Genomic DNA, 26,498 nt, shown 5'->3' on the forward strand with positions numbered 1-26,498 from the left:
TCCGTCGTCCAGGTGACTATACATGAAGTTACTTGATACCAAATACTACTTATTGATTTTGTAAATATTTTAACTCTGTAAAGTTTGCGAGTAAATTCGGTGATTGGCTTGACATAGCTTCTGGCAGTAGTAAAATCTACTTTAAGTAATATAAAATTTACTTAAAAATCCGATGGCAATTAAGTTATTCAATAGTGATAAATATCACAAAGACTGAATAGTAATATTCAGTAACTACCGGAGATTGCTATTCCGGGTTAGGATGATGACTAGCGATGCCTTGATTTAGATATCGATATTGAATTGTTGAAATTTTATGGGCAATAGTCCACCAGATGGCAGTATCAACCTCCTCTGAGCTGGTGAGGAAGTCTCCCAGCGCGGGGGAGACTTAGGAGATATATCTCATGCTCACACAAGATATTCGTGATTTGCTGACTGATACTACCGATTTGAACCAGTTGAAATGGGATTTAAATCGCTTGCAGCCTGTGGATGTGGGAGATTACATTACACAATTGCCTGAACAACAACGGGCGATCGCATTTCGTTTACTCAATAAAGCTCAGGCAATTGATGTATTTGAATATCTGCCCACAGAGGTTCAGGAAGAACTACTTAATTCTCTGCATGATGTCCAAGTAGTTCAAATTGTAGAAGCCATGAGTCCCGACGAACGGGCAGAATTATTTGATGAACTACCTGCTGGGGTAATCAAACGGCTATTACAAGAGCTAAGTCTAGAAGAAAGGCAAGCAACAGCAACGATTCTCGGCTATCCAGAAGGCACGGCTGGGCGGGTGATGACAACCGAATATGTTCGGTTGCGCCAAGGTTTGACTGTAGGTGAAGCCCTAAGTAAAATCCGCCGTCAGGATGAAGACAAGGAAACGATTTACTACGCCTACGTCACAGATGACAACCGAACGCTGGTGAGAGTAGTTTCACTGCGCCAGTTGTTATTTACCTTTCCCGATGTTTTCATTAAAGATATTGCGAGCGATCGCGTCATCAAAGTTAGAACTGAAACTCCTCAAGAAGAAGTGGCGCGAATCATGCAGCGCTACGACTTAATTGCTATCCCCGTCGTCGATCGGGAAGACCGATTAGTTGGCATCGTCACCATTGATGATGTGATGGATATTTTGGAAGAGGAAGCCACAGAAGATATCCAAAAACTGGCCGGTGTGAGTGGTGATGAAGCTGCTTTATCCTCTCCTCTACTCACCATCCGCAACCGCTTGCCTTGGCTGTTGGGCATCATGGCATTGTATATTGGTGCCGCCAGTGCGATCGCGCCTTTCCAATCTGTAATTGCCGCAGTGCCAGTTTTAGCAGTAATCATGCCAATTTTTTCTAACACTGGTGGTACTGTCGGTATTCAATCATTAACGGTAACAATTCGCGGCTTGGGAGTAGGAGAGGTAACACCCAAAGATACCTTGAAAATTCTCCGCAAGGAACTTTTAGCTGGTTTAGGTACAGCCTTAGCTTTAGCCACAACAATGATCTTGCTTTCCTTAATTTGGGCGCATCCCCAAGAGCGATGGGTGGCTTTAATTGCCGGCATGGTCATGGCAACTAATACAATTGTGGCTGTTACACTCGGCACGTTACTGCCAATGGGTTTGGAACGCTTAAAACTTGACCCTGCTTTGGTTAGCGGCCCGTTAGTGACTACAATGCTAGATACAATTGGGTTTTTAACATTCCTTAGCCTAATTTCTCTAGCTTTAAATGTTTTCCATTTACCAACGTGAAGGGATTGGGCATGAGGCATAGGACATAGGGCATTAATTATTTCTCCCCCAGTCCCCAATCCCCAGTTCCCATTACCCCTTATCCCCAGAGGGGGCCCCATCTTCCCCAGTCGTCAAAGATGCCTACTACTACCTGGAATCGTCATCACATTCTTTCCCTAGCTGACTTCACTACCACTGAATACGATACTGTTTTGCAAACCGCGGCCTCTTTTCAAGAGGTGCTATCGCGGCGGACGAAAAAAGTGCCAACTTTGCAGGGACAGGTGGTGGCGAATTTATTTTTTGAATCTTCTACCCGGACTCGCAGTAGTTTTGAACTGGCGGCGAAACGTTTAAGTGCAGATACCCTCAACTTCGCCGCCGCCACATCCTCTATGACTAAGGGAGAGACAATTCTCGACACAGCAAAGACCTATTTGGCAATGGGAACTGATATTATGGTAGTCCGCCATCGAGAGGCAGGAGTACCGAATGCGATCGCGGCTGAGATGGATCGTTTAGGTGTACGAGTTAGTGTCCTCAATGCTGGTGATGGTCAACATGAGCATCCTTCCCAAGCACTGCTAGATTTATTTACCATAAGTACTCTAATTGACCCCGCTAGTCCCCGACTGGAACTTTTAAAAGGGAAAAAAATTGCCATTGTTGGAGATATTCTCCATTCTCGCGTGGCGCGATCGAATATTTGGAGTTTAATCGCTAGTGGTGCCGAAGTGCATCTCGCAGCCCCACCCACCCTGTTACCCAAGTTATTTGCCGAGTATATCTCTGAAGAGACAGAAGTTAGGAGTTATTCCCCGACTCCCCAACTTTTTCTACATTGGCAGCTAGAACCAGCTTTGCATAATGCTGATTTTGTGATGACTCTGCGCTTGCAAAAAGAACGCATGACGGCTCATTTGCTGCCAAGTTTGCGAGAATATCATCAGCTATTTGGCATTACACGCACAAAACTGCAACTTTGTAAACCTAATGTCAAAGTTTTGCATCCAGGCCCAGTCAATCGTGGTGTTGAAATTAGTTCTGAATTGATGGATGACCCAGAATTTAGTCTGATTCAATCGCAAGTTACTAGCGGTATCGCCGTTCGGATGGCGCTGCTGTACTTGTTAGGTAGCGGCAAGGCTTAATAACAGATAGACTCAAGTTAAATCCTGGCAATACATTTTCACCCGATAATTGGCTAATTTGAATAATAGTGGCGATAATACCATGCTACTTCCTATTTGCTAACAGCAGTTTGGTGCTGTCAGGTAGGATTTATGCAACAACTTTTTGAAACTCTTATTTCTTTGCGGTAGCCTGGGAAGTTCTTACTGACAATCTTTTAATTTTAATACCATCGGAATACCTTACTGAAGAATACCTAATCACATAGAAATTATGTATTCCTCCCATCGCATGAGGACAAAATTCTGGAATTTAGGCACACTACTATCGTATAAGTCAAGAATTTAAAGACTTTTAGAAGTGTTCGGAGGTAAATATGAAAGCAATCTTTTTGACGGCAGCAGCCTTACTCAGCACCCTATCTTTAGCTGCTCCCCTTTCCGTCAAAGCAGAAAACTCCGCCCCTGTTCGGCGCTTGCTGGAAACTAGAGCATGTTCTGGATGTAATTTAACAGGAGCAAACCTGAAAGGCGCTCACTTGATAGGTGTTGACTTAAGAAATGCAAATTTAAAGGGAGCTAATCTCGAAGGTGCTAATTTAGAAGGCGCTGATTTAACGGGCGCAAACTTAAAGTCTGCTAATCTCACAAAAGCATTTGTCAGCGATACTATCTTAAATAATGCCAATCTCACCAACGTTAATTTGAGTAATTCCCGTTTATATAATAGTGACGTAAATGGCGCAATTTTGGCTAATATTGATTTAAGCGGCGCTGATGTATTTAACACTGCCATTAGCATTGGTGGGGAATACTAATGGTGAGTCATGATTTCAAAGTGATGAGTTAAGAGTTAGATTCAACTCCTAACTCTGCACTTACGAAGTTTTACTCACCAGTAATAGACAGTTCATCAACCCAGATTTTTGGGCAAACTCCCCCTGGCGTTAACTCAGCCTTTTTCTCTACATAAATAATTGACTTTAAGAGTTCCAAGAAATCGCCAGCAACAGTTGCAGACTCAATACTCGTCCTGACACCTTTATTCACTAGCCAACCATCAAATGGCAAAGAAAAAGAACCTTGCAAGGATTTAACTCCCGCATGGAGAGCTTGTAAATCATCGATAAAAATCACATTTTCAGCAGTTTCTAAACTTAACTCTTCTTCAGCAGTTGCTGTTGTAAAAACGTGATAAAAATTGGGACTAACGCTGACTTTTGCACCAATACTAGCATTACCTGTGGGCTGCGCGTTCAACCTTTTGGCAGTACCTGCACTGTGGAGAAAGCTTGCTAAAATGCCATTTTCAATCAGTGAAATCTGACGAGTTGGAGTTCCTTCACCATCAAAAGTTTCTGCCCCGACGTTAGCTGGGTGAAGTGCATCGTCGTAAACTGAAAGTAGAGGAGAGGCAATTTGCTTACCTAAATCATCAGGAGTTGATAGGCTTTGATTGTCCAAAATACTTTGGGCGTTGAACAAATTAGAAAAAGCACCCAACAAACTCAAGAAAGCTTCTGCTGAGAAAACAACTCGATATTTACCAGTCTTAATTTTTTCATAGTTCAAGTGGCTGATAGTTTTATCGGCGGTTTCTTTGATGCAACCATTGATGTCTAGATTATCTAAACTTTGATTGATTCTATAAGCACCTGCACTGCGAGGTTTTTTTCCTTCTTCTTCAGTTTTGCTGTAAAGATAAACTGATGCTAAGGAGTGAGATTCAGTTCTTACTGCACCGTCGCTATTTAGATAAAACCTGTCAATATCTCTTTGTGACAATCCATTATAAGGCACACCTTTAATTGCTGGATGGGCTGCCAGTAATTCTTTTTCCGCTACCAACAATTTTTCTATGAGTTCAGCAACAGGTGCTTGGGCTGTTTTATCTTGATGTTTATTCGGAATAGGAACGGTAGCTTCGGGACTAAAATCAGGAACATTTTCTTTAACACCAAAAAAACTGGCTTCATAAGCAGTTTTCAAAGCTAATTCCAGTCCTTTGGAATCTACATCTGTGGTGCTGGTGACACCCATTGTATTATCTTCATTCCAAACACGAACAGTCACACCAGAGCGATTTGAGGCTTTGACTTGTTTTGGCTCACCTTGGTCTACTTGCACGCTAGTATCATCTACTGTTGAGCCATAAATATCGAATTTCTTAATACCAAGCTTATCAGCATTATCTTTGGCAGAATTTGCAATCTCATTGATGTTTGGCATAGTCAATTTTGGATTTTGGATTGGAAATGATTCTATTTTGAATATTAGATTTTGGATGTTATTGCTTGTATTTGTCTCGTAGAGTTCTGATTAAAGCAACAGTTCAACAGTTTTAGATTTTAGATTTAACTCACGAAATAATACAGTAACTTGAGCATTTTGGATTTTGAACATTGCAATCCAAAATCCAAAATCCAAAATCTAAAATTCCTATCGTCCACCAACGGTAATAGAATCAACCTTGATGTGGGGTTGTCCGACTGTGGTGTAAATACTGCCACTTACAGAGCCACAAAAACCTGGTGCAATTTCCAAATCTTGGGAACACATAGAAATTTTATTCATAATTTCCTTAGCTTCGCCAATCAAAATTGCTCCCTTTAAAGGTTTGGTGATTTTGCCATTTTCAATCAAATAAGCTTCATCAACACTAAAGTTAAATTGACCTGTAGCACCAACACTACCGCCACCCATCTTTTTACAGTAAATACCTTTATCAACAGAGGCAAATAACTCATCAGTGCTATATTCGCCAGAGTCAATATAAGTATTACGCATCCTGCTAGCAGCAGCAAAGGTATAATTTTGCCTGCGTCCACTTCCAGTTCTGGGGTGTCCGGTGCGTGCAGAACCTGTTCTATCGGCTAAGAAGTTTTTGAGAATGCCTTTTTCAATTAATAGAGTTCTTTGAGCAGGCATACCTTCGTCATCCATATCAATTGTCCCGAAGGCATTTTCAGAACGCCCTTCATCCCAAGCTGTCAAACTTTCGTGGGCAATTTTTTCGCCTTTTTTGTCAGCAAAAGGAGTGGTATTGCGTTCAATTTGAGTAGTTTCTAGGAGGTGTCCGCAGGCTTCGTGGAAGATTACGCCGCCAAAGTGATTGGCCATAATAATTGGGTAACTACCTGATTCTACGTAATCGGCGTAGAGCATTTTTCCAGCAGATTCTGCTATTTTTTCAGCGGCTTGTTGAGAATCCCAAGTTCTCAAGAAATTGGCATCGCTAGTATTACCTGCGCGATCGCCAATTGAGGTACGATTAGCACCATCAGCACATAACAGGTTGAATCCTACTGACTGGGTGAGGCGAATATCACGGGCAAAAGTCCCGTCACTGGCGGCGATTAAAACTTCTTGCCAATCCCGGAAATAGGTAGCACGGCGCGATTGGACGTGGCTAGCTTTTTGCTTCAGATTGGCAGTCCCATCCAGAAGGACTTCTCCCATTTCGCGGATGGAGCTACACACTGGTAGCCATGCATCTTTACCTCTTTTGGTGGCGTAATCTCTCAGTAATTCCAGGTTAATTTCTGGAATGAAAGCTTTAGGAGTCGGTAATTGTAATCCTAGAATAGACAGACCTTTTTCTAAAGCTGCTTTCAAACCAGAAAATGAAAGGTCATTAGTGCTGACGTAGCAATCGGCTTTGCCACGAAATACTCTGACTCCCGCACCTGTAGACAGACTTGGTGAAATACTAGTGATGGAGTCTTCTTCTGCAAGACAACTAATATAGTTGCGACGCTCTAAAAATAATTCGATAAAGTCAGCGCCCGCAGCGCGTCCTAATCCCAGGAGGGTAGCCAGGGGGGCTTCCCAGGTTTCATCGAAACGCTCTGGTGTGGAGGAATATTGTAATGTGGGAAGTTGATTCGAGAGAAGTAGCGTACTTGTAAGCATGGGTAGCCTCGTCTGCTGGCGTAGTTCAGAGATTTGACTGAAAAATCCTGGTGTGTTCAGTCTAACAAATCAGTGAAAGCTACAGTTGGTAGAAAAGCAGTGTGGATTTCCCTAACCCTCCTTTAAAAGGCTTGTCAATAAAAAAGCCCGCAAAGGCGGGCTGAGATTTGGAAAGTTCGCACCCTTGAGGGTGTCGGTGTAAAATGAGATGTACCTAACGCTCTTTTATTACTCCGAAAAAATAAAATATTCGTAGGTTGGGTTGAACGAAGTGAAACCCAACAAAACCAGAGATTGTTGGTGTTGGGTTTCGTTCCTCAACCCAACCTACGCCTAAATTCATCAAAGTCCTTAAAAATAAGGGTGGATGATTTTTATCCGACGAGAGTCATAAAAGAGCGCTAATATTGATTTAATTAGTACTCTTTTCAACGAAGAGAGTCACGAGACAGAAGATGCTCTAACTATCGACTCACTCTTACTAAATATGTAATCTTGTTGGCTACAAATGCTTAATTTAATCCAGACTATAACTCTCAGATTTATTTACGATTTGCCATTTTGAGTGGAATTCTTGCTATTCCTGGCTCATTGAAAGCCTGACCTAAATTGGCAGTTTGTCCTGTGGATGTGAGATTCTTAAACAGGAGCTTCAATGTTCGAGTAATAGTTTTCAGAATTTTCATTTTGCTGGCAGTTGGCTTTTGGTCGTATCTCAAAATCATTGGAATTTCTGCAATTTTTGGTCTGAGTGCTTTGGCTTTTAGCAGTAAATCTATCATGCAAGCAAATCCACTTTCAGTGAATAGATTGTCGCCATAATACATATCCAGTTTACTAACAAAATTACGGTTATATAACCTGTAACCACAAGTATAGTCTCTGACACCTGGTACACGGGCTGCAATTCTGAACAGCCAGCTTGCTCCATAACTCATTATTTCTCTAAATTTTGATAAGCCTATGACTTTAGAGCCTTTTCGGTATCTAGATGCGATCGCAATATCATAGCTACCAGCTATCATTGTCTCATACATTTTGATTAAGAGTTCTGGTGGTTGAGTGTTGTCACAATCCATTGCGGCTAAAAAGTCGCCTTCTTTAGAAATTTCTAAGAAAGTTGTGAAACCTGTTTTAATTGCTTCACCTAAACCAGCATTCTTGGGATGTTGGACTAATTTAAGTAATACCCCCAGTGATTCAGCTTCCTCTGAAGCAGTTTCAGCAGTTGCATCACTACTACCATCATCAACAAGAATCAGTTTTATCTCCATATTAGAGATTTGCTGTAATGTCTGAAACCTTTTGAACAAGGGGCGGATTGATTCTTGCTCGTTGTATGCGGGTAAAAGAACAAAAAGACTCATAAAGACCTCGTATGATTTTTAAAATAAAATACAATTACTCAAATCTCAAGAATTCAGTAATGTTGATTTCTTGAGGAATTCATCCACTTGTCGCACAACTGCATTGTTGTTGACACTATCATTGACCAACTGTGAGGTATTCACGACGAAAAAATCATCGTTTTCGGTACTCACTTTTGGAACAAGACTTGAATAATCTAAAACTTGTAGTGGCTGCACTTTAATAGCTCGATTTATATGTGCCGCTACAATGTCATCTGATTTGAGTTCTGGGAACATCAAACGTATACCCTGGAAAAATACTTGGCGCAATTCATCATCTGGCTGTTTCAGCAACGGGTCGGTGGAAAGGATGTATTTTGGTAGGAATGTCATGTGATATCCTGCTGTCTCCTGCAAAGAAACTAAGTTACTCATACCGATGACTCCGGTAAAAGGAATATTTCTATCGGCAATATTTACTACGTAATAAGGAACTAAAGCCTTGCGAGTAATCAGCACCATGCAAATTACACCCAGGTATTCTACTGTTTCACCAGTGTCTGAAACTTTTACCAGTTCATTGGCAGCAACTTGCTGCAAAATATTAACTGGGCCAGTAAAAATGACTTTATCAAAATGTTCTTTTTTACCCTGAGATTCTACCCACATTCCACCTCCTGCATGAGGTGCGATGTATTCTACTGCAACCCCTTTGTGGATATGGCCTCCAGCCGCGTAAATTAATTTTTCTATATGGTCAAAAACAGTTTTATAGCCACCGGAAACATAACCAAGTTGTTCTTTATTTAATGAAGAATCCCGCGCTGAAAATAGTCGTTTGATATAAGCCCAAATAAAAACTGCTGATATCCGTTTATAGTTCTCTCCTAATTTGGATAGAAGCAACGGTTTCCAAAGCTTTTCGTATGTACTTTTACCACCGAGTTTTAATAGCCAATCTTCCACTAAAATCTTCTCTAAGCGCCTCCAGTCATTCAGGCGTGAACCATATAGAAGAGTAAAAGCTAATCTGATTTTACCTATAAGTCCAAACAGAGGAAAACGCAAAAATTCTATAGTGTTACTGATAGAATAGAATTTTTGATTGTCGTAGAACCCTGTTAAACTTCGATGCCAACGTAGCTTATCTCCAAGACCAATATCTCTGAGAAAATTTATTAAATGAGTATCAGAAGGGAGGATAACGTGATAAAAACGATCCCAAGTAAATAACCCATAATCATAATAGGTGGTAAGTCCACCAAGCTGCTTATTACTATCGAATACAGTTACTCTATGTCCTTGATTTGCAAGACGTTGGGCTAATACTAGTCCAGTTATACCTCCGCCAACGATACCTATATTCATAAATTTAAACTTATATTTTTAGCGATGTTTTCGAAATTTATCTTCAGGGGTTTTTAATATTAATAATCTCAACCATTACTTTTTTAGCTATTAGTTTACAACCAGAATTACACCAGTAATGATTATGGAAATTCCTAACCACTGGCTAAACATAACCTGCTCTTTCAGAAGATAGTGAGAAGCAATCGGTACAAGTGCATACATTAATCCTAAAACTGGAAATGCTTGACTCAGAGGAATTGTCCGCAATACATAAAGCCACAATATAGTCATAAATGTATAGCAGATAAACCAAATCAAAAAATAACGAGACAATAAGAGATTTAGGATAGATGCGCTTCCTCCTTGAGTAGGGCTAGAAATGTGCAGTCCATATTTTAGTGATACGTTAGCTGTTGTTCCGAATAAAACTACAATCATTAAAAGTAGCCAAGTAATAATGTTCATTTATAAATATTTTTTGTCAGATTTACTTTTGGTTTTTATATAGATTTTTTAACTGGAAGAACGACTAAAAGAACACCCATAAAAATAGTGATTACTCCTGCTATTCGAGTTAGTGTAATTACCTCATTAAAAAAATAGTATGAGCCAAACAGTATACCGACATAATTTAAGCTAGTCAGTGGATAAGCAACACTCAATTTTACAGAACGTAGAGCCAATATCCAATTTACTACTCCCAAGCAATAAACACTAACAGCTAATACTAATTTTTGAATAAATTCCCAAGTAAATAGTCCTTCTTCTGCATGACTCATGGTATTTTTCATCAGCAGTTGCCCAGAAATACTAAATAAAATACTGACAAACAAGATAAAATAAGGAATTATTTTAAAGTTTGAAATTTGCGACATAGATTTCATAGTACATTTGCCTCAATCGAGATAGTAGGTATAAACCTGACAGTAAACATCTCGTTATTTTGAACGCTTCTGATTTCGGCTACACCTTCTGTACAATTCGACTTCCACTTCAGTAAATAGACAATAAAACTAGGAGGGCTATATTGACGTGACTAATATCAAAATGACCATCGAAGCTAATGTCTAAGAGTTAGCAACTAAATACTATGCAGTTTGTATGAGGGTTGCTGGATTATGTCCAATTCCGATATGAGCGAGAATTACAGAAATCTTCCATATCAGCCAGTTATGCTTCAAGACTACTTTTAGTGCGATCGCAACATTTCTGTCATAGTGAATGCAGACATGGTGCAGGTTCGAGACTTCATCACAAAATCGCTCTAGACAAGTTTTAGTAGTGCGCGACATCCGCTCTTGAACTTGAATTAGACGCGCATGTTCAACAGATGGAGCTAAACTAATAAAAGTGGATTGCCATAATTTTTGATTAATCCATTCATTTATTTTCATCAGTTGCATCCTGCTGTAGAAATCTTATTAAAGACACGACTGAACTTTTCAAGAAATTAACTTAACTGGATTGATAAATGTTCTTCATTTTCTCCAGAAAAGTTTAATTAACTTATTGATATACCATAGAATTCCTCTAGGCTCACATCCATATCTGTAACCTCGGCTGGTAACTAAGCCGATTAATAAAAATTTTTACTCAAGTTGAGCGTGTATAGGTACTCTTTTTAGACATGGGAACAAAACTATTAACAAAAGTCTGCTTGGCTGCGAAAATCTTAGACAGATGAATCCAGTCTATGATAGTGAGCTTTACAGGGTTCTGAGGAATTTTAGTAAATGTCCAAATAGAGTATTTAAGACTAATAGCTAATCTCAACTAACGTTTGGCAATCAACTCGCTGTTTACGTTGGTTTAAGCAGATTTGAAATGTCTTTCCATTATTGTAATATTAGTGTTGCTGAATTGTTCATAACTATATGTAATTTTAACTAGAGTTTTACCTCAAAATTTACTGCTACATACAATCACTTACTAGAATACCACGAGAATAGCGTGTTGCATATTTATCGCTATACTTCATCAAAAATTCATTTACTGAAAATATACTTAAACAAAAACTTCACAAAATCGAAAGCTTTCTGTATGTGAATTTTTGTTTTTAAGAATTTGTAGATTTATGAAGCACTTCCTGGCTAATAAACTCATAGAAGTAGGTATTTGGTATCAGGCTCCAGAAGTGCCAAGCTAAGAGTTTGAGAAAGCAGAATTTAAACTCGAATAATAGTACAGGTACAAGGAAGATGTAATATTATACTACATTAATACATCTAAGATAGCAAAAAAATATATATGGGACTCATATTTAATTTTTTAAAAAACTTAGTATAACTCAAAGAGCCTTCTTTCCTGTTGCCTATTACCTGCCTACGATGCTTCGCGCACCACGTAAATAAACTTAGAAATTAAAGCGGGTTGCTATGTATAGTAAATAAGAGTCTGAATTGTTTTATATTTATCTACGAAAACCTTCAAATTCAGACATCTCAGACAAAACTTCGTTAAGAGTTCATTCCGACACTAAGTAAGTCAGAATAATTTATTTTATCTGACGATTGGTTATAAATATACTTTTAAAACTTGGCGTTGCCTTTATAGATGGAAAAGCTTAACAGTGCTTCAGCATCGATTTTGTGAACTGAGGTAGAACATCAAGCTTACCATAATTAGTAAATATTCGATTCCAAAAAGGAGTCTCAATTACTCAAAACCTTACTCAAACAGAATAATTTGCCAAAGAAAAGATTTTAATCTCTGTCTTTAAGTACATTACTGGGCTAGCTATCTGAGAATTTCTAGGAGGTTAAAGTTGAGAAAAAACTAGTTGGGGATGGTTGATATTATTTAATTTCTCTAGGTTGTTTATCCTGTAGTTTCAGTTTATTTGGACTGATTCTCCTGCAAAAGTCTGTTGGTCATAATCAAGACCATGATTAACAATCCAAACTGAATCGGCCAGGGTGCTAACACTAAACTTAATATCAAGCTAATGGCTGCGAATACACCAGAAAGATATGCAATTTCATCATTACTCTTTTTAAAGAAGTAGCCAGTGGCTAAAGCAGTACACAGTGGTATTAAGAAAAACAAAGGCATATTACTAACCTCTGAGCTAAAAGTTGTTTTGCTTGTAAAACAAATCGAAGTTATTTTTGGAATTGTGGTTAATTCTACATCCAATAAGGTTTTAGCCACAACAGTCTATCGAAATAAATATTATAGAAAATCAAGATTACGCAAGGTTGGATATTACACCAATTGGAATAATTCTTCCTATAGATGAAGCACACAAAAGCTTGGTGAATCAATCCTTTTCGCTGGCGGTGCGTCTAGCTAACTTTAACAGTAGGTGAAGAGATGCTAGATGCAGCTCGGTTTAAGTGTAAAATTAGACAATTTATTGTGGTGATGCAAGTCCCTAGTACTCTCCCAATCGATCGCGCCAGCGTAAAACTTTATACTAAGACTGCTTGTCTATGTAGATTGATAGAGTGTAAAAATTGCGTAGGTGAGTTTTGTCTATTTCGCAAATTCCACTTTTGTGAGAAATCATTTGGTAAATTAGCTTAAAACTTTGGTCTTGCGCCAAGATAAGGATCTAGCGTATTACCTTTAGAAGTAGCATTTTCATTTTTTCATTTTAGACACCTAATGCTGAATATTCCTCAACTACTGGCAACTGAAATAAACCTCAAACCCCATCAGGTGCAAAACGCGCTGGAACTTTTGGCGGAGGGTGCAACAATTCCCTTTATTGCACGTTACCGTAAAGAGCGCACCGATGAGATGAATGAAGTGCAACTACGTGAACTGTCCGATCGATATACTTATTTAACAGAACTGGAAGAACGAAAATCTGCGATTTTAAGTGCGATCGCCCAACAAGGTAAACTCACAGATGAACTGAAAGCCAAAATCTCATCCTGCTTACAAAAAACCGAACTTGAGGATTTATACTTACCCTATCGCCCAAAACGACGTACCCGCGCCACTATCGCTAGAGAAAAAGGACTCGAACCACTGGCGGAGTTCATCAAGTCACTAAATCTCAAAAATGCTGTAACAGCTTCACTGGAGGAAGAAGCGGCTAAGTATATTTCTGAAACCAAGGGAGTCAAAACCGCAGAAGAAGCCCTTAAAGGTGCTGCTGATATTTTAGCCGAAGAAGTTGCTGAAAAAGCTGAATTACGGGCATATATCCGCGATTATCTTCTAGATGAAGGGATATTTGTCTCCCGCATCAAAGATGATTATCCCGAAGGTACAACCAAATTTGAGATGTACCGTAACTATCAAATTAGGGTAAAAAATATTGCACCTCACAATATGCTGGCGTTGTGTCGGGGTGAAACCGAAAAAATATTAAGCTTTGAAATCGCTTTTGATGAAGATACGGTACTTTACTATCTGGAGTCGAAAGAAATTAAAACCAAAGTTCGGTCAATTCGAGATTTTTATCAGGCGATGCTGAAGGATGCATTCAATCGTTTGATGAAAGTATCTCTAATGGGAGAGGTAATTTCTGATAAAAAAGTTTACGCAGACATAGAATCAATCAAGACATTTGAAACTAATCTGCGAGAGTTGCTGCTATCTGCACCAGCCGGAATGAAACCGACCTTGGCGATAGACCCTGGATTTAGAACTGGGTGCAAAGTTGCAGTCCTCGACCAAACGGGGAAATTTTTGGAATACCAAGCGGTTTTCCCCCACCAAGCGGCTGAACAACGCGCGAAAGCTGCACAAACTGTCAAAAAGCTGATTGAGAAATACAAGATTGAGTTAATCGCCATTGGTAACGGTACAGCGTCCCGTGAGACAGAGGAGTTTGTGACGCAAGTATTGCAAACAATAGAAAGCAAACCAGTCAAGGTGATGGTGAATGAGTCCGGCGCATCTATATATTCTGCAAGTACTGTAGCGCTAGAAGAGTTTCCCGATTTAGATATTACCGTGCGCGGTGCTATTAGCATCGGCCGCCGTTTGCAAGACCCTTTGGCGGAACTGGTGAAAATCGATCCCAAATCCATTGGCGTGGGACAATATCAGCACGATGTCGATCAGAAGTTATTGAAAAAGAAATTAGATGACACTGTAGAAAGCTGCGTTAACTATGTCGGCGTAGACTTGAATACTGCATCTAAAGAACTTCTGACTTCCGTCTCTGGGATTACGGCAACTGTTGCCAATAACATTGTCGCTCATCGTAATCAGAATGGAGCCTTTAAAAATCGCCGCCAACTTTTGAAAGTTCCAAAGCTGGGGCCAAAAGCTTTTGAACAAGCGGCGGGTTTTCTGCGGATTCGTGGCGGTGACAACCCATTAGATAGTACAGCAGTGCATCCAGAGAGTTATTCTGTAGTAGAAGCGATCGCATCCGATCTAAATGTGCCATTAAATCAGGTGACACAAATTGCCGAAAAACTCAAAAAGACCAACCTGAAAAAATATGTTACTGATAGCGTCGGCGAACCCACACTACGCGACATCCTCAGCGAACTGGAAAAACCAGGTAGAGATCCCCGTGCTGAATTTAAGTATGCCACCTTCAGAGAAGGAATTAAAGAAATCAGGGACTTAAAGGTGGGGATGGAACTAGAGGGAATCGTGACGAATGTCGCGAACTTCGGTGCTTTTGTTGATATTGGCGTACATCAAGATGGCTTAGTGCATATATCCCAACTTGCCGATAGATTTATAGACGATCCCAACAAAGTTGTCAAAGTCGGACAAGTAGTTAAAGTGAAGGTGTTAGAAATCGACGAGAAACTCAAGCGGATTAGTTTGTCGATGAAAGCAGTTAAACAATAATTATAAGCAGCAGATGGCAGTTTATCAAGTTCGATTCATCAATCCTACACTTGGGTTAGATCGCACCATTCAAGTACCAGACGATCAATATATTCTGGATATAGCGGAAGATGCTGGTATCCGTCTACCATCTGGGTGCAAACAAGGCGAATGTTCTGCCTGTGTCGCCAAACTTATTAGTGGTGAAGTTAATCAAAGCGAGCAAAAATTTCTGCGCCCAAGTGAAATACAGGCTGGTTATGTTGTTACTTGTGTAACTTACCCTTTGTCTAATTGCACTTTAGAAACCCATCAAGAACCAGTCTTATATAAGTCAGCCCTTTACTATAGGAATCCGGTTTGATTTCTGAAAAGATACGTAGGGGAGCCAGTCGTGTGGGCGGGTTTCCCGACTTGAGCGGTAGCGACGCAGGAGCGTCACTGGCGTTGTGTTAGCAATAGCGTAACGCACCAAACCCTTGATAATGGTGCGTTACGAACTTCGTTCTAACACACCCTACATACCTAATTTTGTTCAAAAATCAAATAGGAGTCCTATAGAAGCCTGAGTCTAGAAAATCTGATTAAATTAATCTTAAATTTGTAGGTGCGTTAAACAGATGACGCACCTCAAAAACACAAAACATTTCATCACGGCAATTGCAAGTTTTGCAATTAATTAGTTAAACAGAATAGGGGCGTATGGCTATGCGTCCTTACTTTGTATTGCATCCATCTAATAACTACTATAGTTTTCTCAATGATAGACCTAATGGTAGAAGCAAATTCTATCTTGCTAGAGAGGTGAAAGTCTGGCACATAGTTAAAGATCGGATCAGAAGTTACAAACAAAACATCTTTAGTGATTAGGTTAGAAAAATGTTGACACCATTATTAACCGCTCTAGCTACAGCTTTGAGCCTGTTGATTGTTGATTTAGTTGTTCCAGGCGTTAATATTGCCAATTTCCCGGCAGCTTTGATTGCCGCTTTCGTAATTGGTCTAATTAACGGTTCAGTTAAACCAGTTCTGTCTGGTCTCTCCCTACCGCTTAACTTTTTATCATTTGGAACATTTTCGCTCGTTGTCAACGGTTTGTGTTTTTGGTTAGCAGCAGTACTAGTTCCTGGTTTCTCAGTCAGTGGGATTATTGGTTTTCTTCTGGGGCCAGTGATTCTAACTTTTGCTAATACTTTCATTAACAACTACTTTGTTGAAAGAAGCCTTTTAACTGGCGGTAGTGATGTCAAAAGCCAAAATGAATTACCTTCTAGATAAATATACAGGGAGTAGAAGTAGTAATTTCATCACTTCTCTACTCCAAAAAAAATATCCGAAGGTGGATTTCCTCATTCGGCATCTTCAAAAGAATGTAACTAAACAAAATTACAAAGTTGTAAAATCATGAAACTAGTTCGCTTTGCTCTAGGTTTATTAGTGCCTCCTTTAGGCGTTTTCCTGACAGTTGGAGTTGGCCCAACATTATTGATTAACATCTTGCTGACAGTTTTAGGTTGGCTACCCGGTAGTATTCATGCAATTTGGGTCATTGCCAAGCATGAAGAACAACTTAATCCAGAGGGACGTACTTACTAATATGCAAGATTCATTTTAGGAAACCTAACAAATGGTGGGTTACGGCTAAAGCTGTAACCCACCATTTTACTTTCTAGCAAAACTAGAAGTTTACTAGTTCTTTATGAAGAGAAGATGTGCCAAACTATATGAGGAACTTAGATGTTTTTCAGCTTTCATACTAAAAGGTGCGTTAGCCTTTGGCATAACACACCCTACGAAAAAATATGTGTCGGGGTTTTTGTGAAGAAGCAGTCTAGTCTATTTATGAATAGTTTCCCGTTCTTTCTCAGCAGGTTCCTTATCCTTATCTTTGAACAAATCAGCTGCTGTTAAGAGCAATTCTCGCAATGTTTGTTTGATTTGACGCTCTTTTCTCGCGAGAGATGTACCAGCTTCTCCTAGTTTATCTTCTAGCTGCGATCGCTTCTCTCCTACCTGTACAACTACGGCCTCAGCTTGGGGACGGGCTTTATCATACCAGTGTTTAGCCTCGTCTAGATAATCTTGAACCTCCAGAGAACGTCCGCCATAGCGTGCAGCTAAGTTAGCTCGGACAATCGCTAGCTGCGCTTGCAGTTGCGCGTAACGTTTCTTTAACAATGCTGCTTCTTCACTATCTTTAATAGCATTGACAGCAGAATCAATAGCAGTTTTAGTACTAGCAGATTTTTCCTTACCCGTCTCTTCAATCTCTGCCAAGATTACATCAACCTCTTGCTGGAGTTCTTCTTCCTCACCATCCAGTTGAGCCTGTAGCCGCTTGATATCTGTCTGAGTTTTAGCAATGGCTTCGTGTCTTTGACTATTAATTCCTTCCAGCGCTCCTTCAATAGAAGCTGTCACTTCATCTTTGAGTTCGCTACCTTTTTCTTGGAAGTTTTCAATTACAGCAGAAACTGCATCTCTAACAAGGCTACGAAGTTCGCTAGAACCTTGTTTAAACTCAGAACCTACTTGAGAAACTGCCGATTTAACAATTTCTCGAATTCGATCGGTTCTTAATTGTCCAGTTTCTTTCGCTTGTTGCAAGTCTGCTTGAATTTGTTGTTTGATATTGTTAGGCATTTTCAACTCTTGGAATTTTACTAATTGGGATAAAAGTTTCTAGACATGTTCATACACCCATATTATGGCGCAGCCTGATTGAGCTAGGCACTTCCTTTAGATAGAAAATTCCAGCCCTACAGAGGTGATGTGTAAGATGTTGACCATTTGTGAGATGATGAATATTTAGTGGTAGTAATTAGGAGTGAAATATGTGGCAAGTAAATATTACTTGTTCGGGCGATGCCTGGAAGCTTTATGGTACTGAATTTAAAGCGATCGCAGAAAAGTATCAAGGTGAATTAATCGGTTCCAAAAAAATGCCAGATGGTACACGCATCATGTCCTACAAAATTGAGGATGTTAGCGATGCAGAATCATTTCAAGAAGATTGTGCAAATTTTACTGGATTTACAACTGACTTTGAATCTCTATAGTTATTGTCCAAATCAGGAGAAGTTAATTGAAAAGAATACTCACATTAGTATTAGTAACATTTTTGTTATTGATAAGTACTTTTACTTTACCTGCTAGTGCGGCAGACACAGTTAACGGCGAACAAATATTTAGTGTTCATTGTGCTGGTTGTCATATTAACGGTAGCAACATAGTCAGGCGTGGAAAAAATCTCAAAAAGCAAGCCCTAAAAAAGTATGGTATGGATTCAATAGAGGCAATTATATCCATAGTTACCAATGGTAAAAATAATATGTCAGCCTACAAAGAGCGTCTCGCTGAACAGCAAATTCAAGACGTTGCTGCTTATGTTCTCGAACAAGCTGAAAAAGGCTGGCGTTAGACAGTTAAGAGTTGGGAGTTAGAAGTTAGGAATTATGAATTATCAGTTATGATTTATCTATTAGTAATTCTTAAGTCTTCCCATTGCTAACTTTTCACTCATAAATTGAAAATGAACTTACCCGCAGCCAGCCGTCTCCAATTCACTCCTGATTTAAATATTTCCCGCATATTAAATGGGATGTGGCAAGTCTCCGGCGCACACGGAAAGATCAATCCTCAAGCCGCCATTGAGACCATGTTCAAATATTTAGATGCAGGCTTTACCACTTGGGATTTAGCAGATCATTATGGCCCCGCAGAAGACTTTATTGGTGAGTTTCGCTGTCAACTAATTGATACTCGTGGGAAAGATGCTTTATCTCAGGTGCAAGCCTTTACAAAATGGGTACCTCGTCCAGGTAAAATCACAAAAGAACTGGTTGAAGAAAATATTGATATTTCCCTGAGAAGGATGAATGTGCAATCGTTAGATTTAATACAATTCCACTGGTGGGAATATCAGGATAAAAATTACCTAGATGCCCTCAAATATATGGCAGAACTTCAAACTGAGGGTAAAATTAAGCATCTAGGTTTAACAAATTTTGACACAGAAAACCTGAAGATTATTACTGAAGCAGGTATCAAGATTGTTTCTAACCAAGTGCAATTTTCCCTGGTGGATCGCCGTCCCGAAGTTAATATGGTGGAGTTTTGTCAACAGCATGACATAAAGCTTTTTACTTACGGTACACTGTGCGGCAGTTTGTTATCAGAAAACTATTTGGGCAAACCAGAACCACAAGGATTCGATCTCTCTACTGCTAGTTTGAAAAAATATAAAAATACGATCGATGCTTGGGGTGGTTGGCAATTATTTCAAGAGTTGCTAGCTATCTTGAAGGAAATTGCTAATAAGCATAAAGTAAGCATTTCCAACGTAGCAGTACGTTACATTTTAGATCAGCCAACAGTGGGCGGTGTGATAGTTGGTGCCAGACTTGGTGTATCTGAACATATAGAAGATAACGCCAAAGTATTTAGTTTTAGTTTAGATGCTGACGATCGCGATCGCATCATTGCCGTATCTCGCCAATCACGAGATTTGTATCAGCTAATTGGCGATTGTGGCGACGAATATCGGCGATAATTATCAGAAAAAGAGTAATGTATACATCGTCCTTTAGAGGATGTTTTAAAAGTCCTATTGTAGGTATTTAAACGTTCTAGATCCCCCTAAATCCTCCTTAATAAGGGTGACTTTTATTCCGGTTCCCCCCTTTCTAAGGGGAGCCAGCGCGGTTTTCTCCCAAAGAGAGAGGCTAACGCCAAGGGGTCTCCCCAAGTGGAGCGACTGGTGTGGGTTAGGGGGAATCGCTAAGGGGAGCATCCCACTTTTTTGCATGTCATTGCGAAGCGTTACGAAGCAATCGCAAAATCTCCAACTAAATGCGAGTCCATGCGATTGCTTGTCTGCGACACGCTCTTGCGAACGTCGTTCCTCCTCTCTACGAGACGCACTTGCGTTCGCAATGACAGTTATTCTTTCATGGGAAAATAAAAACTGGGATGCACCNATCGCTAAGTACCTAAAATCACAGCGAAATACTTGTTCATTCATCCTCTAAGATCGGGGATGAAGACTAACAGTATTCCCTGATTTAAATTACAGATACCCACACCACTGCTAGCGAGTCTCAAGCATCTTGAAGACCACACTGCGTCTTGCTCTGTCACCACTAAATCTTTGATTTAGTGGAGGTATTAAACCCATTCTTTCAGACGCTCACCGGCTCGCTACTTTTGTACTATCCGCCAGTCGTTCAGAATAGACTTCTGACTCCTGTCCCCTAAATTCTGTTTGATTAACTTTTAAATTGCATTCTGTAATCAGAATGCAATCTTATTGTATTATATAACTATTAAAATTTGACTGAGACTTGTTATCAAAGCAATTTATATAAGTTCATAAACTGTAAATAACTCTTTAACCGATATGAATACCAACATACAAGAAAGTGGTGTACAGAAGTCTTTCATAATTTACGGAGTAAGCTTTGCGACTAGCAACAACTTAAATATAGTTGGTGCAAGTGTAGCTGATGAAACGGTAAAAAATATTTGTAATCCAGTAAGAAGATTATTGCATACTTCCGAAGTTAAAAATATAGCTCATACGACCCCTAAAATATCTCTAATATCTTTAGATATAGAAACTGGTGAGAACTTATTCTACTCGACAATCTCGACTAACATCGTTGAGAACCAAAAGATACTTACTCAAGCTGTACCTAAAGCCTTCTATCAGGAGCCTTACGAGCGGCTAACAAGTCTCACTACTGTATCTAACGAGACGTTCATTATTAGCTCTGTAGCGCACACGCAAGAAGGCAATTTTAATCGCCTCTTATTTATTAAGAGTGACGAGTCTTGTCAAATTCAGAAATCTCTAAAAGTGTGGGGATTTAAACAGGAGGATAGTACTTTAGAAAGTCTGCTAGAAACTCAAGATGGCAAGCTTGTAGGCATCATTAGTCTCAGAGCAGGTATTCCCCCGTTTGAGTTAGCAACTATTGACTACGAGACAGGGAAAGTAACTTATGATGAACTAGTTTTACCTGACCTGCTACCAGACCGACGCTATAGTAATCTCATTCAATCTCCAGTTGATAGAAAAATTTATGCTACAAGCATGGATCGAGCACATCCTGTACATTTGGTGCAGTTAGACATGGAAAATTATTCGGTACTCACTGGCAAACCACTAATTATCAAGTTGTCAGAATTGCACTTCAATAATCAAGCTTTAGAAAGTGACTTGCTCAGTTTAGCTTTTTCTCCATTAGGAAAATTATATGCAGTTGCTAATCCCAATCGTGAGCCAATAAATTCTCTATTTACTGTGGATATCAATACCGGAGAAATGATGTTAGTGAGACAATTAGCAGTTCTGAAAATTGCCTTTGCTTAGTAAAAGGGATTGGGGAAGAGCGTGGAAAAATTATGTTTGGGGCTTTGAATAGACTAAACTTCCGTTTTCATTAAAATGCTAGAATCTCTCCAGCACAAATGCTTTCAGGCATCTTTGATGACTCTCGATCTTCCCGACTCTCTCATTCTCAATACTGCACTTTCAGTATCTGGGTTAACTGACTATATCCGCTTGCTGTTAGAGCAAGATGAACAATTACGGCAAGTTTGGGTAACTGGCGAAGTTTCCAGCGCTAACCACCATCGCAGTGGGTTATTTTTTACGCTGCAAGATCCCGATCGCACCGCCGGAATTAAATGTGTAGTATGGAACAGCCAATTGCCAAAACTCGCCCAAATGCCAGTTGCTGGCGAGCAGATAATTATTTTGGGTAGTATTCGCCTGTATCCGCAACGGGGAGAGTATCAGTTATCAGTTTGGCAGACTTTACCTGCTGGTGTTGGTTTACAGGCATTGCGCTATCAACAACTAAAAAATCGCTTGTCGGCTGAGGGATTGTTCGACGCGCAAAGAAAGCGATCGCTCCCCACCCACCCCCAAACCATCGCTGTCGTCACTTCCCCAACGGCTGCTGCTTGGGGTGATATTCAAAAAACCCTCAAACAAAGGTATCCAGGTTTACACGTTTTATTTTCTCCCGCGACAGTACAAGGCGAGCAAGCACCAGAATCTATCGTGAAGGCAATTGAGCGGGTGGAAAGAGATGGACGCGCCGAAGTGCTAATTTTGTCGCGGGGTGGTGGCGCGGTGGAAGAGTTGGCTTGCTTTAATGATGAACGAGTGGTGCGATCGCTTGCTAGTTGTTCTATTCCGGTAATAACTGGTATCGGCCATCAACGAGATGAATCTTTGGCGGATTTAGTTGCAGATGTCTGTGTGCATACACCAACTGCGGCGGCGGAAAGGGTTGTACCGGCACTTTTAGAGTTGTATACTGAGCATCGGCAGCGAGTTGTGGCTTTACATGAGGCGGTGTATGAGTTTAGGGAAAATGCTGAGAATAAACTGCAAGGATTGCGAAATCGTTTGCGACGTTTGCGGTTAGATCGGCAAGTGCAGCAGGAGGTGGAAAAGCTAGCTTGGAAGCGTCAGCATTTGGTGCAAATTACGACGGGGCGATCGCAGCAAGCAACACAGTATTTAGAATTATTGCGGCAAAAGTTGGCTAGTCTTGACCCGAAAGCTGTGTTACAGCGCGGTTATGCGGTGGTGAGAAGGGAAGATGGAGCGATCGCTCGTTCGGCGGCGAAGTTGGCTGTGGGGGAAGAATTGGTGATTCAGTTGGGGCAGGGTGGGGTTAAAGTGAAGGTTATAGAAGTAAACGTAGATGCGTAGCGGCTTGCCGCAGGCTACCGCAGAGGACACAGAGAGATTAATGATTAAACGTAAAAGTGCTTCTAATTCTGATTCGATGGAAGGTTGGAATTATGAGGCGAAGGTTGCTGAAATAGAGGGAATTATTACTCGCATTGAGGCGGGCGAGTTGGAATTAGAAGCTGTGTTCGATCAATTTGCAAGTGCTGTGGAGTATTTACGTCAGTGTGAAAGTTTTTTGCAGCAGCGACAGCAGCAGGTAGATTTGTTGATTGAAACTTTGAGTGAAGAGTAAAAGCCAGAGCATTTAGTGAGAGTTAAATATAATTAAAAAGTCAAACTCGTTAAAAATAAATAATCCTAATTTTTAGTAAATATCCGTTTCCACTCATATTTAAATCTTCCCAATCCCCAATCCCCAATCCTAATGAGGAGTTTGAAAAGCTGAGAATGACTGATGAGACTATTGATTTGAAAAACTGCGATCGCGAACCGATCCACATTCCGAATCTGATCCAGCCTCACGGGGTTTTACTAGTTTTGCAAGATCCCACTCTGGAAATTATTCAGGTAAGCAGCAATACCCAGGAAGTTATTGGTCGTCAACCGGAAAAATTGTTGGGGAAGCCGCTATCAGATTTACTTGATGCCAAGCAGATTAAGCTGATTCAACAATGTTTAGCAGAGGATTTTGAGAGCATCAATCCCCTAAATTTGTCTATCAAGTGTCTGAATAAATCAATTCATTTTGATGGGATTGTACATCGTTTAGATACTACTATTATTCTCGAATTTGAGCAGAAAAAAGCTAGAGGCAAAGCAGGCTTTTTTGACTTCTATCAACAGGTAAGAGGAACCATTACCCGCATTCAAAAAGCACCCACGCTACTGGAAATGTGTGAGATTGTGGTTACAGAAGTCCGGCGAATCACTGGCTTTGAACGCGTCATGGTCTATCAATTCGATCGCGAAGGCGCAGGTAGTGTCATCGCTGAAGATACCAGTCTGGAAACGCCCTATCTAGACTTACACTATCCGCCCTCTGACATTCCCAAGCAAGCCCGACAGCTATACACCCTCAACTGGCTGCGACTGATTCCAGATGCCAGCTACCAGCCTGTCGGCTTAATTCCAGCGAACAATCCTTTGACAAATCAACCGCTCGATCTTAGTCTATCGGTGTTGCGGAGTGTTTCTCCAATTCATCTAGAGTATCTGCAAAATATGGGCGTGACCGCCTCCATGTCTATTTCTCTGATGCACGAACAAAAGCTTTGGGGATTGATTGCCTGTCATCATTCTTCGCCTAAATATGTTTCTTACAATATCCGCACTATGTGCGAGTTCATTGGACAGGTGATGTCTGTGGAATTAGTAAACAAAGAAGCGAGTGAAGACATTGATTACAAAAGTCAATTGAAATCATTGCAAACTCAATTTGTTGAAGAGTTGTCTCAGGCTGAGTATTTCCGAGATGGCATGGTGCAACTGAAATCTCAATTACTCAATCTGGTTAGCGCTACCGGAGCAGTAATATGCAGTGATAACCAGTATATTCGAGTCGGGAAAACGCCATCGGAGGAAGAGGTTCACGCCTTACTTAATTGGATTAAACCTCACTTTTTTCATAACTTGTTTGAGACGCGATCGCTGGCGAAAAATTACCCTGCTGCTGAGTCATTTCAAGCGATCGCCAGTGGGGTGTTAGCCCTGGAAATTTCTAGAGTTCATCACAATTACATTCTCTGGTTTCGCCCAGAGGTAATTCAAACGGTGAATTGGGGCGGCAACCCCAACAAACCTGTGGAAGTTTCGTCCGATGGCAGTTTACGCATATCTCCTCGCAAATCTTTTCAATTATGGCAAGAAACGGTACAAGGATCTGCCCTACCCTGGAAACCCTGTGAAGTTGAAGCGGTTATTGAACTGCGAAGCCTGGTTGTGGGTGTTGTGTTGCGGCAAGCAGACAAAATGGCATCGATGAATTTTGAATTACAACGGAGTAACGAAGAACTCGATTCTTTTGCCTACGTTGCCTCTCATGACCTAAAAGAACCGCTGCGGGGGATTCACAACTATGCTAATTTCTTAATGGAAGACTATGCAGACGTACTGGATGACGACGGAATTGCGAAACTCCAAACGCTGGTGCGGCTAACACAGCGAATGGAAGACCTAATCAACTCACTCCTCCATTTCTCCCGGTTGGGACGCGCTGAACTAAGCCGACAATCAGTGAATCTGAATGAGGTAGTGCAGCAGGTAATCGCAACTTTGACTATTGCCCGACCACAAAGCGAAGTCGAGTTTCGCATTCCTCAACCCCTTAATAACGTTCAAGGCGATCGCGCTCAAATTAACGAACTCTTCAGCAACCTGATGAGCAACGCCGTTAAGTACAATGATAAACCCCAGAAGTGGGTTGAAATTGGTTTCATCGAAGGAAATGGCGAAAGCAAAATTGCTCCCACTTCTGTTACTTTCTACGTTCGTGATAACGGCATTGGTATCTCACAAGAATATCTTGACAAAATATTTGAAATCTTCCGCCGCTTACATGGACGGGACGAATTTGGCGGTGGGACTGGAGTAGGATTAACCATTGCCCGCAAAATTGTGGAACGGCATGGTGGTAGAATTTGGGTGGAATCTACCCCAACTCTTGGCAGTACGTTTTACTTTACCCTGTCGGCGGAGGCAAACAAATGACTCATATTTCAGCCTCCCCTTTGCAGCAAACGCCACTGCTTTTAGTTGTGGAGGACAGCAACGAAGACTTTGAGGCACTGCAACGATTTCTCAGGCGATCTTCCATTACAATCCTTATCCAACGGTGTGTGAATGGAGAACAAGCCTTGGCATTTCTTTATCGGACTGGCAGCTATATCGATCGTGAAAGTGCCCCCCGTCCCGGCTTGATTGTCCTTGACCTGAACCTGCCCGGAACCGATGGACGAGAAGTGTTGCGCCGGATTAAACTGGATGACAATTTGAAAAGGATTCCAGTGGTGGTGTTTACTACCTCTAATAATCCCAAAGATATCGAAGTATGCTATCAATATGGTGTCAACAGCTATATTGTTAAGCCAATTAATTTTGCTCAACTGAAACGAGATATTCAGATGCTTGTGGAGTATTGGTTTGAAGTGACAACGCTGCCTGATTACCTACAAGATTAGTCATGAGTCGGCGATCGCGCATTCTTTTAATCGTTGATGACTCCAACAATATATTGAGCGTTTATGAGTTTTTTCCTGGCAGATAAATACTAAAAATAATATAATTTATTGTAGTTGAAAATTCTACTTGCAATTAGCCCAATGGCGATTGCATTTAGGTATATATTATTATATTTTTTATATTTTTTGGTATTGCTATAATTGCTCTTTCATCACTCTCTTCAAAAGAGAATCATCCCCTTTGTTTCTTGACTCAGAGTCATAAAACAAAGGGGATGGTAAAATCTTTAGATAAATGAGGATTTTAGCGCTATTAAAAAAATACCAGTTCTTCTATGTTAACCTGCAAAATGTGGGTTAAACTCTATCCGCTCAATTAGTTC

24 protein-coding genes are annotated in these 26,498 nt (G+C 40.4%); 15 read left to right on the forward strand and 9 right to left on the reverse strand.

Translation table 11 applies throughout. The annotated features are described in order from the left end of the window. Positions 1 to 407 precede the first annotated feature (407 nt). The 3 genes from mgtE (at position 408) to CDG79_RS06400 (ending at position 3,690) form a co-directional block, all read left to right on the forward strand. A complete protein-coding gene (gene mgtE / locus CDG79_RS06390; protein WP_094341393.1) occupies positions 408 to 1,760 on the forward strand; it encodes a magnesium transporter in 1,353 nt (450 codons plus the stop codon). Positions 1,761 to 1,879: 119 nt separating this feature from the next. Continuing rightward, positions 1,880 to 2,893, forward strand: coding sequence for an aspartate carbamoyltransferase catalytic subunit (locus CDG79_RS06395; protein ID WP_094341394.1), 1,014 nt, complete (start codon positions 1,880 to 1,882; stop codon positions 2,891 to 2,893). A 356-nt stretch (positions 2,894 to 3,249) separates the two neighbouring features. Continuing rightward, positions 3,250 to 3,690, forward strand: coding sequence for a pentapeptide repeat-containing protein (locus CDG79_RS06400; RefSeq protein ID WP_094328783.1), 441 nt, complete (start codon positions 3,250 to 3,252; stop codon positions 3,688 to 3,690). Positions 3,691 to 3,760: 70 nt separating this feature from the next. Here the strand turns inward: CDG79_RS06400 and CDG79_RS06405 are convergent, their stop codons facing one another. From CDG79_RS06405 to CDG79_RS06440, 8 genes are all read right to left on the reverse strand, one after another. Further along, complete coding sequence (locus CDG79_RS06405) at positions 3,761 to 5,101, reverse strand: TldD/PmbA family protein (protein WP_094341395.1); 1,341 nt, start codon at positions 5,099 to 5,101, stop codon at positions 3,761 to 3,763. Positions 5,102 to 5,311: 210 nt separating this feature from the next. After that, positions 5,312 to 6,784: a TldD/PmbA family protein gene (locus CDG79_RS06410; RefSeq protein WP_094341396.1), complete on the reverse strand. Its 1,473-nt coding sequence runs from the start codon at positions 6,782 to 6,784 to the stop codon at positions 5,312 to 5,314. A 542-nt stretch (positions 6,785 to 7,326) separates the two neighbouring features. Further along, positions 7,327 to 8,151, reverse strand: coding sequence for a glycosyltransferase family 2 protein (locus CDG79_RS06415; RefSeq protein ID WP_094341397.1), 825 nt, complete (start codon positions 8,149 to 8,151; stop codon positions 7,327 to 7,329). Between the two features lie 45 nt (positions 8,152 to 8,196). Beyond that, entirely contained in the window at positions 8,197 to 9,501 is a 1,305-nt protein-coding gene (locus CDG79_RS06420; protein ID WP_094341398.1) for an NAD(P)/FAD-dependent oxidoreductase, read from the reverse strand. Positions 9,502 to 9,591: 90 nt separating this feature from the next. Continuing rightward, complete coding sequence (locus CDG79_RS06425) at positions 9,592 to 9,948, reverse strand: EamA family transporter (RefSeq protein WP_094341399.1); 357 nt, start codon at positions 9,946 to 9,948, stop codon at positions 9,592 to 9,594. A gap of 35 nt (positions 9,949 to 9,983) precedes the next feature. Next, complete coding sequence (locus CDG79_RS06430; RefSeq protein WP_094328778.1) at positions 9,984 to 10,367, reverse strand: EamA family transporter; 384 nt, start codon at positions 10,365 to 10,367, stop codon at positions 9,984 to 9,986. 204 nt (positions 10,368 to 10,571) lie between these two features. Beyond that, positions 10,572 to 10,877, reverse strand: coding sequence for a hypothetical protein (locus tag CDG79_RS06435; RefSeq protein WP_094341400.1), 306 nt, complete (start codon positions 10,875 to 10,877; stop codon positions 10,572 to 10,574). A gap of 1,441 nt (positions 10,878 to 12,318) precedes the next feature. Further along, positions 12,319 to 12,633, reverse strand: a complete 315-nt coding sequence (locus CDG79_RS06440; RefSeq protein WP_317616572.1) for a hypothetical protein — start codon at positions 12,631 to 12,633, stop codon at positions 12,319 to 12,321. A gap of 456 nt (positions 12,634 to 13,089) precedes the next feature. On the opposite strand from CDG79_RS06440, the gene CDG79_RS06445 reads away from it, so the two are divergent. From CDG79_RS06445 to CDG79_RS06460, 4 genes are all read left to right on the forward strand, one after another. Next, positions 13,090 to 15,249: a Tex family protein gene (locus tag CDG79_RS06445; protein WP_094341401.1), complete on the forward strand. Its 2,160-nt coding sequence runs from the start codon at positions 13,090 to 13,092 to the stop codon at positions 15,247 to 15,249. Positions 15,250 to 15,262: 13 nt separating this feature from the next. Beyond that, positions 15,263 to 15,592 carry a 2Fe-2S iron-sulfur cluster-binding protein gene (locus CDG79_RS06450; protein ID WP_094341402.1) on the forward strand — a complete coding sequence of 110 codons (330 nt, stop codon included), beginning with the start codon at positions 15,263 to 15,265 and terminating at the stop codon, positions 15,590 to 15,592. 515 nt (positions 15,593 to 16,107) lie between these two features. Further along, entirely contained in the window at positions 16,108 to 16,506 is a 399-nt protein-coding gene (locus CDG79_RS06455) for a phage holin family protein (protein ID WP_094328774.1), read from the forward strand. 126 nt (positions 16,507 to 16,632) lie between these two features. Next, the gene (locus CDG79_RS06460) at positions 16,633 to 16,824 is read left to right on the forward strand and encodes a YqaE/Pmp3 family membrane protein (RefSeq protein ID WP_094341403.1); all 192 of its coding nucleotides are present in this window, start codon (positions 16,633 to 16,635) and stop codon (positions 16,822 to 16,824) included. 240 nt (positions 16,825 to 17,064) lie between these two features. On the opposite strand, the gene CDG79_RS06465 is transcribed toward CDG79_RS06460, so the two are convergent. Further along, a complete protein-coding gene (locus CDG79_RS06465; protein ID WP_094341404.1) occupies positions 17,065 to 17,871 on the reverse strand; it encodes a histidine kinase in 807 nt (268 codons plus the stop codon). Between the two features lie 191 nt (positions 17,872 to 18,062). Here CDG79_RS06465 and CDG79_RS06470 point away from each other — a divergent pair, with 191 nt between their 5' ends. The 8 genes from CDG79_RS06470 to CDG79_RS06510 all read left to right on the forward strand — a co-directional run bounded on the left by CDG79_RS06470 (position 18,063) and on the right by CDG79_RS06510 (position 26,115). Continuing rightward, positions 18,063 to 18,287: a hypothetical protein gene (locus CDG79_RS06470; protein WP_094328771.1), complete on the forward strand. Its 225-nt coding sequence runs from the start codon at positions 18,063 to 18,065 to the stop codon at positions 18,285 to 18,287. A gap of 26 nt (positions 18,288 to 18,313) precedes the next feature. Beyond that, positions 18,314 to 18,649, forward strand: a complete 336-nt coding sequence (gene petJ, locus CDG79_RS06475) for a cytochrome c6 PetJ (protein ID WP_094341405.1) — start codon at positions 18,314 to 18,316, stop codon at positions 18,647 to 18,649. A 111-nt stretch (positions 18,650 to 18,760) separates the two neighbouring features. Next, positions 18,761 to 19,780, forward strand: coding sequence for an aldo/keto reductase (locus CDG79_RS06480; protein ID WP_094341406.1), 1,020 nt, complete (start codon positions 18,761 to 18,763; stop codon positions 19,778 to 19,780). Positions 19,781 to 20,626: 846 nt separating this feature from the next. Then, positions 20,627 to 21,601: a hypothetical protein gene (locus CDG79_RS06490; protein ID WP_094341408.1), complete on the forward strand. Its 975-nt coding sequence runs from the start codon at positions 20,627 to 20,629 to the stop codon at positions 21,599 to 21,601. 117 nt (positions 21,602 to 21,718) lie between these two features. Continuing rightward, the gene (gene xseA / locus CDG79_RS06495; protein WP_094341420.1) at positions 21,719 to 22,957 is read left to right on the forward strand and encodes an exodeoxyribonuclease VII large subunit; all 1,239 of its coding nucleotides are present in this window, start codon (positions 21,719 to 21,721) and stop codon (positions 22,955 to 22,957) included. Between the two features lie 40 nt (positions 22,958 to 22,997). Next, positions 22,998 to 23,231, forward strand: a complete 234-nt coding sequence (gene xseB, locus CDG79_RS06500; protein ID WP_094328767.1) for an exodeoxyribonuclease VII small subunit — start codon at positions 22,998 to 23,000, stop codon at positions 23,229 to 23,231. Between the two features lie 155 nt (positions 23,232 to 23,386). Beyond that, complete coding sequence (locus CDG79_RS06505; protein ID WP_094341409.1) at positions 23,387 to 25,645, forward strand: ATP-binding protein; 2,259 nt, start codon at positions 23,387 to 23,389, stop codon at positions 25,643 to 25,645. After that, positions 25,642 to 26,115 carry a response regulator gene (locus CDG79_RS06510; RefSeq protein ID WP_094341410.1) on the forward strand — a complete coding sequence of 158 codons (474 nt, stop codon included), beginning with the start codon at positions 25,642 to 25,644 and terminating at the stop codon, positions 26,113 to 26,115. Before CDG79_RS06505 ends, CDG79_RS06510 begins: the two co-directional genes overlap by 4 nt. Positions 26,116 to 26,498 lie beyond the last annotated feature (383 nt).

Source organism: Nostoc sp. 'Peltigera membranacea cyanobiont' 232 (assembly GCF_002245985.1).
Taxonomy (GTDB): Bacteria; Cyanobacteriota; Cyanobacteriia; order Cyanobacteriales; family Nostocaceae; genus Nostoc.

What these genes read in the sequence shown, in the direction of transcription:
- mgtE (WP_094341393.1), top strand. Translation starts at nt 408, where the DNA reads ATGCTCACACAAGATATTCGTGATTTGCTGACTGATACTACCGATTTG.
- CDG79_RS06395 (WP_094341394.1), top strand. Translation starts at nt 1,880, where the DNA reads ATGCCTACTACTACCTGGAATCGTCATCACATTCTTTCCCTAGCTGAC.
- CDG79_RS06400 (WP_094328783.1), top strand. Translation starts at nt 3,250, where the DNA reads ATGAAAGCAATCTTTTTGACGGCAGCAGCCTTACTCAGCACCCTATCT.
- CDG79_RS06405 (WP_094341395.1), bottom strand. Translation starts at nt 5,101, where the DNA reads ATGCCAAACATCAATGAGATTGCAAATTCTGCCAAAGATAATGCTGAT.
- CDG79_RS06410 (WP_094341396.1), bottom strand. Translation starts at nt 6,784, where the DNA reads ATGCTTACAAGTACGCTACTTCTCTCGAATCAACTTCCCACATTACAA.
- CDG79_RS06415 (WP_094341397.1), bottom strand. Translation starts at nt 8,151, where the DNA reads ATGAGTCTTTTTGTTCTTTTACCCGCATACAACGAGCAAGAATCAATC.
- CDG79_RS06420 (WP_094341398.1), bottom strand. Translation starts at nt 9,501, where the DNA reads ATGAATATAGGTATCGTTGGCGGAGGTATAACTGGACTAGTATTAGCC.
- CDG79_RS06425 (WP_094341399.1), bottom strand. Translation starts at nt 9,948, where the DNA reads ATGAACATTATTACTTGGCTACTTTTAATGATTGTAGTTTTATTCGGA.
- CDG79_RS06430 (WP_094328778.1), bottom strand. Translation starts at nt 10,367, where the DNA reads ATGAAATCTATGTCGCAAATTTCAAACTTTAAAATAATTCCTTATTTT.
- CDG79_RS06435 (WP_094341400.1), bottom strand. Translation starts at nt 10,877, where the DNA reads ATGAAAATAAATGAATGGATTAATCAAAAATTATGGCAATCCACTTTT.
- CDG79_RS06445 (WP_094341401.1), top strand. Translation starts at nt 13,090, where the DNA reads ATGCTGAATATTCCTCAACTACTGGCAACTGAAATAAACCTCAAACCC.
- CDG79_RS06450 (WP_094341402.1), top strand. Translation starts at nt 15,263, where the DNA reads ATGGCAGTTTATCAAGTTCGATTCATCAATCCTACACTTGGGTTAGAT.
- CDG79_RS06455 (WP_094328774.1), top strand. Translation starts at nt 16,108, where the DNA reads ATGTTGACACCATTATTAACCGCTCTAGCTACAGCTTTGAGCCTGTTG.
- CDG79_RS06460 (WP_094341403.1), top strand. Translation starts at nt 16,633, where the DNA reads ATGAAACTAGTTCGCTTTGCTCTAGGTTTATTAGTGCCTCCTTTAGGC.
- CDG79_RS06465 (WP_094341404.1), bottom strand. Translation starts at nt 17,871, where the DNA reads ATGCCTAACAATATCAAACAACAAATTCAAGCAGACTTGCAACAAGCG.
- CDG79_RS06470 (WP_094328771.1), top strand. Translation starts at nt 18,063, where the DNA reads ATGTGGCAAGTAAATATTACTTGTTCGGGCGATGCCTGGAAGCTTTAT.
- CDG79_RS06480 (WP_094341406.1), top strand. Translation starts at nt 18,761, where the DNA reads ATGAACTTACCCGCAGCCAGCCGTCTCCAATTCACTCCTGATTTAAAT.
- CDG79_RS06490 (WP_094341408.1), top strand. Translation starts at nt 20,627, where the DNA reads ATGAATACCAACATACAAGAAAGTGGTGTACAGAAGTCTTTCATAATT.
- xseA (WP_094341420.1), top strand. Translation starts at nt 21,719, where the DNA reads ATGACTCTCGATCTTCCCGACTCTCTCATTCTCAATACTGCACTTTCA.
- xseB (WP_094328767.1), top strand. Translation starts at nt 22,998, where the DNA reads ATGATTAAACGTAAAAGTGCTTCTAATTCTGATTCGATGGAAGGTTGG.
- CDG79_RS06505 (WP_094341409.1), top strand. Translation starts at nt 23,387, where the DNA reads ATGACTGATGAGACTATTGATTTGAAAAACTGCGATCGCGAACCGATC.
- CDG79_RS06510 (WP_094341410.1), top strand. Translation starts at nt 25,642, where the DNA reads ATGACTCATATTTCAGCCTCCCCTTTGCAGCAAACGCCACTGCTTTTA.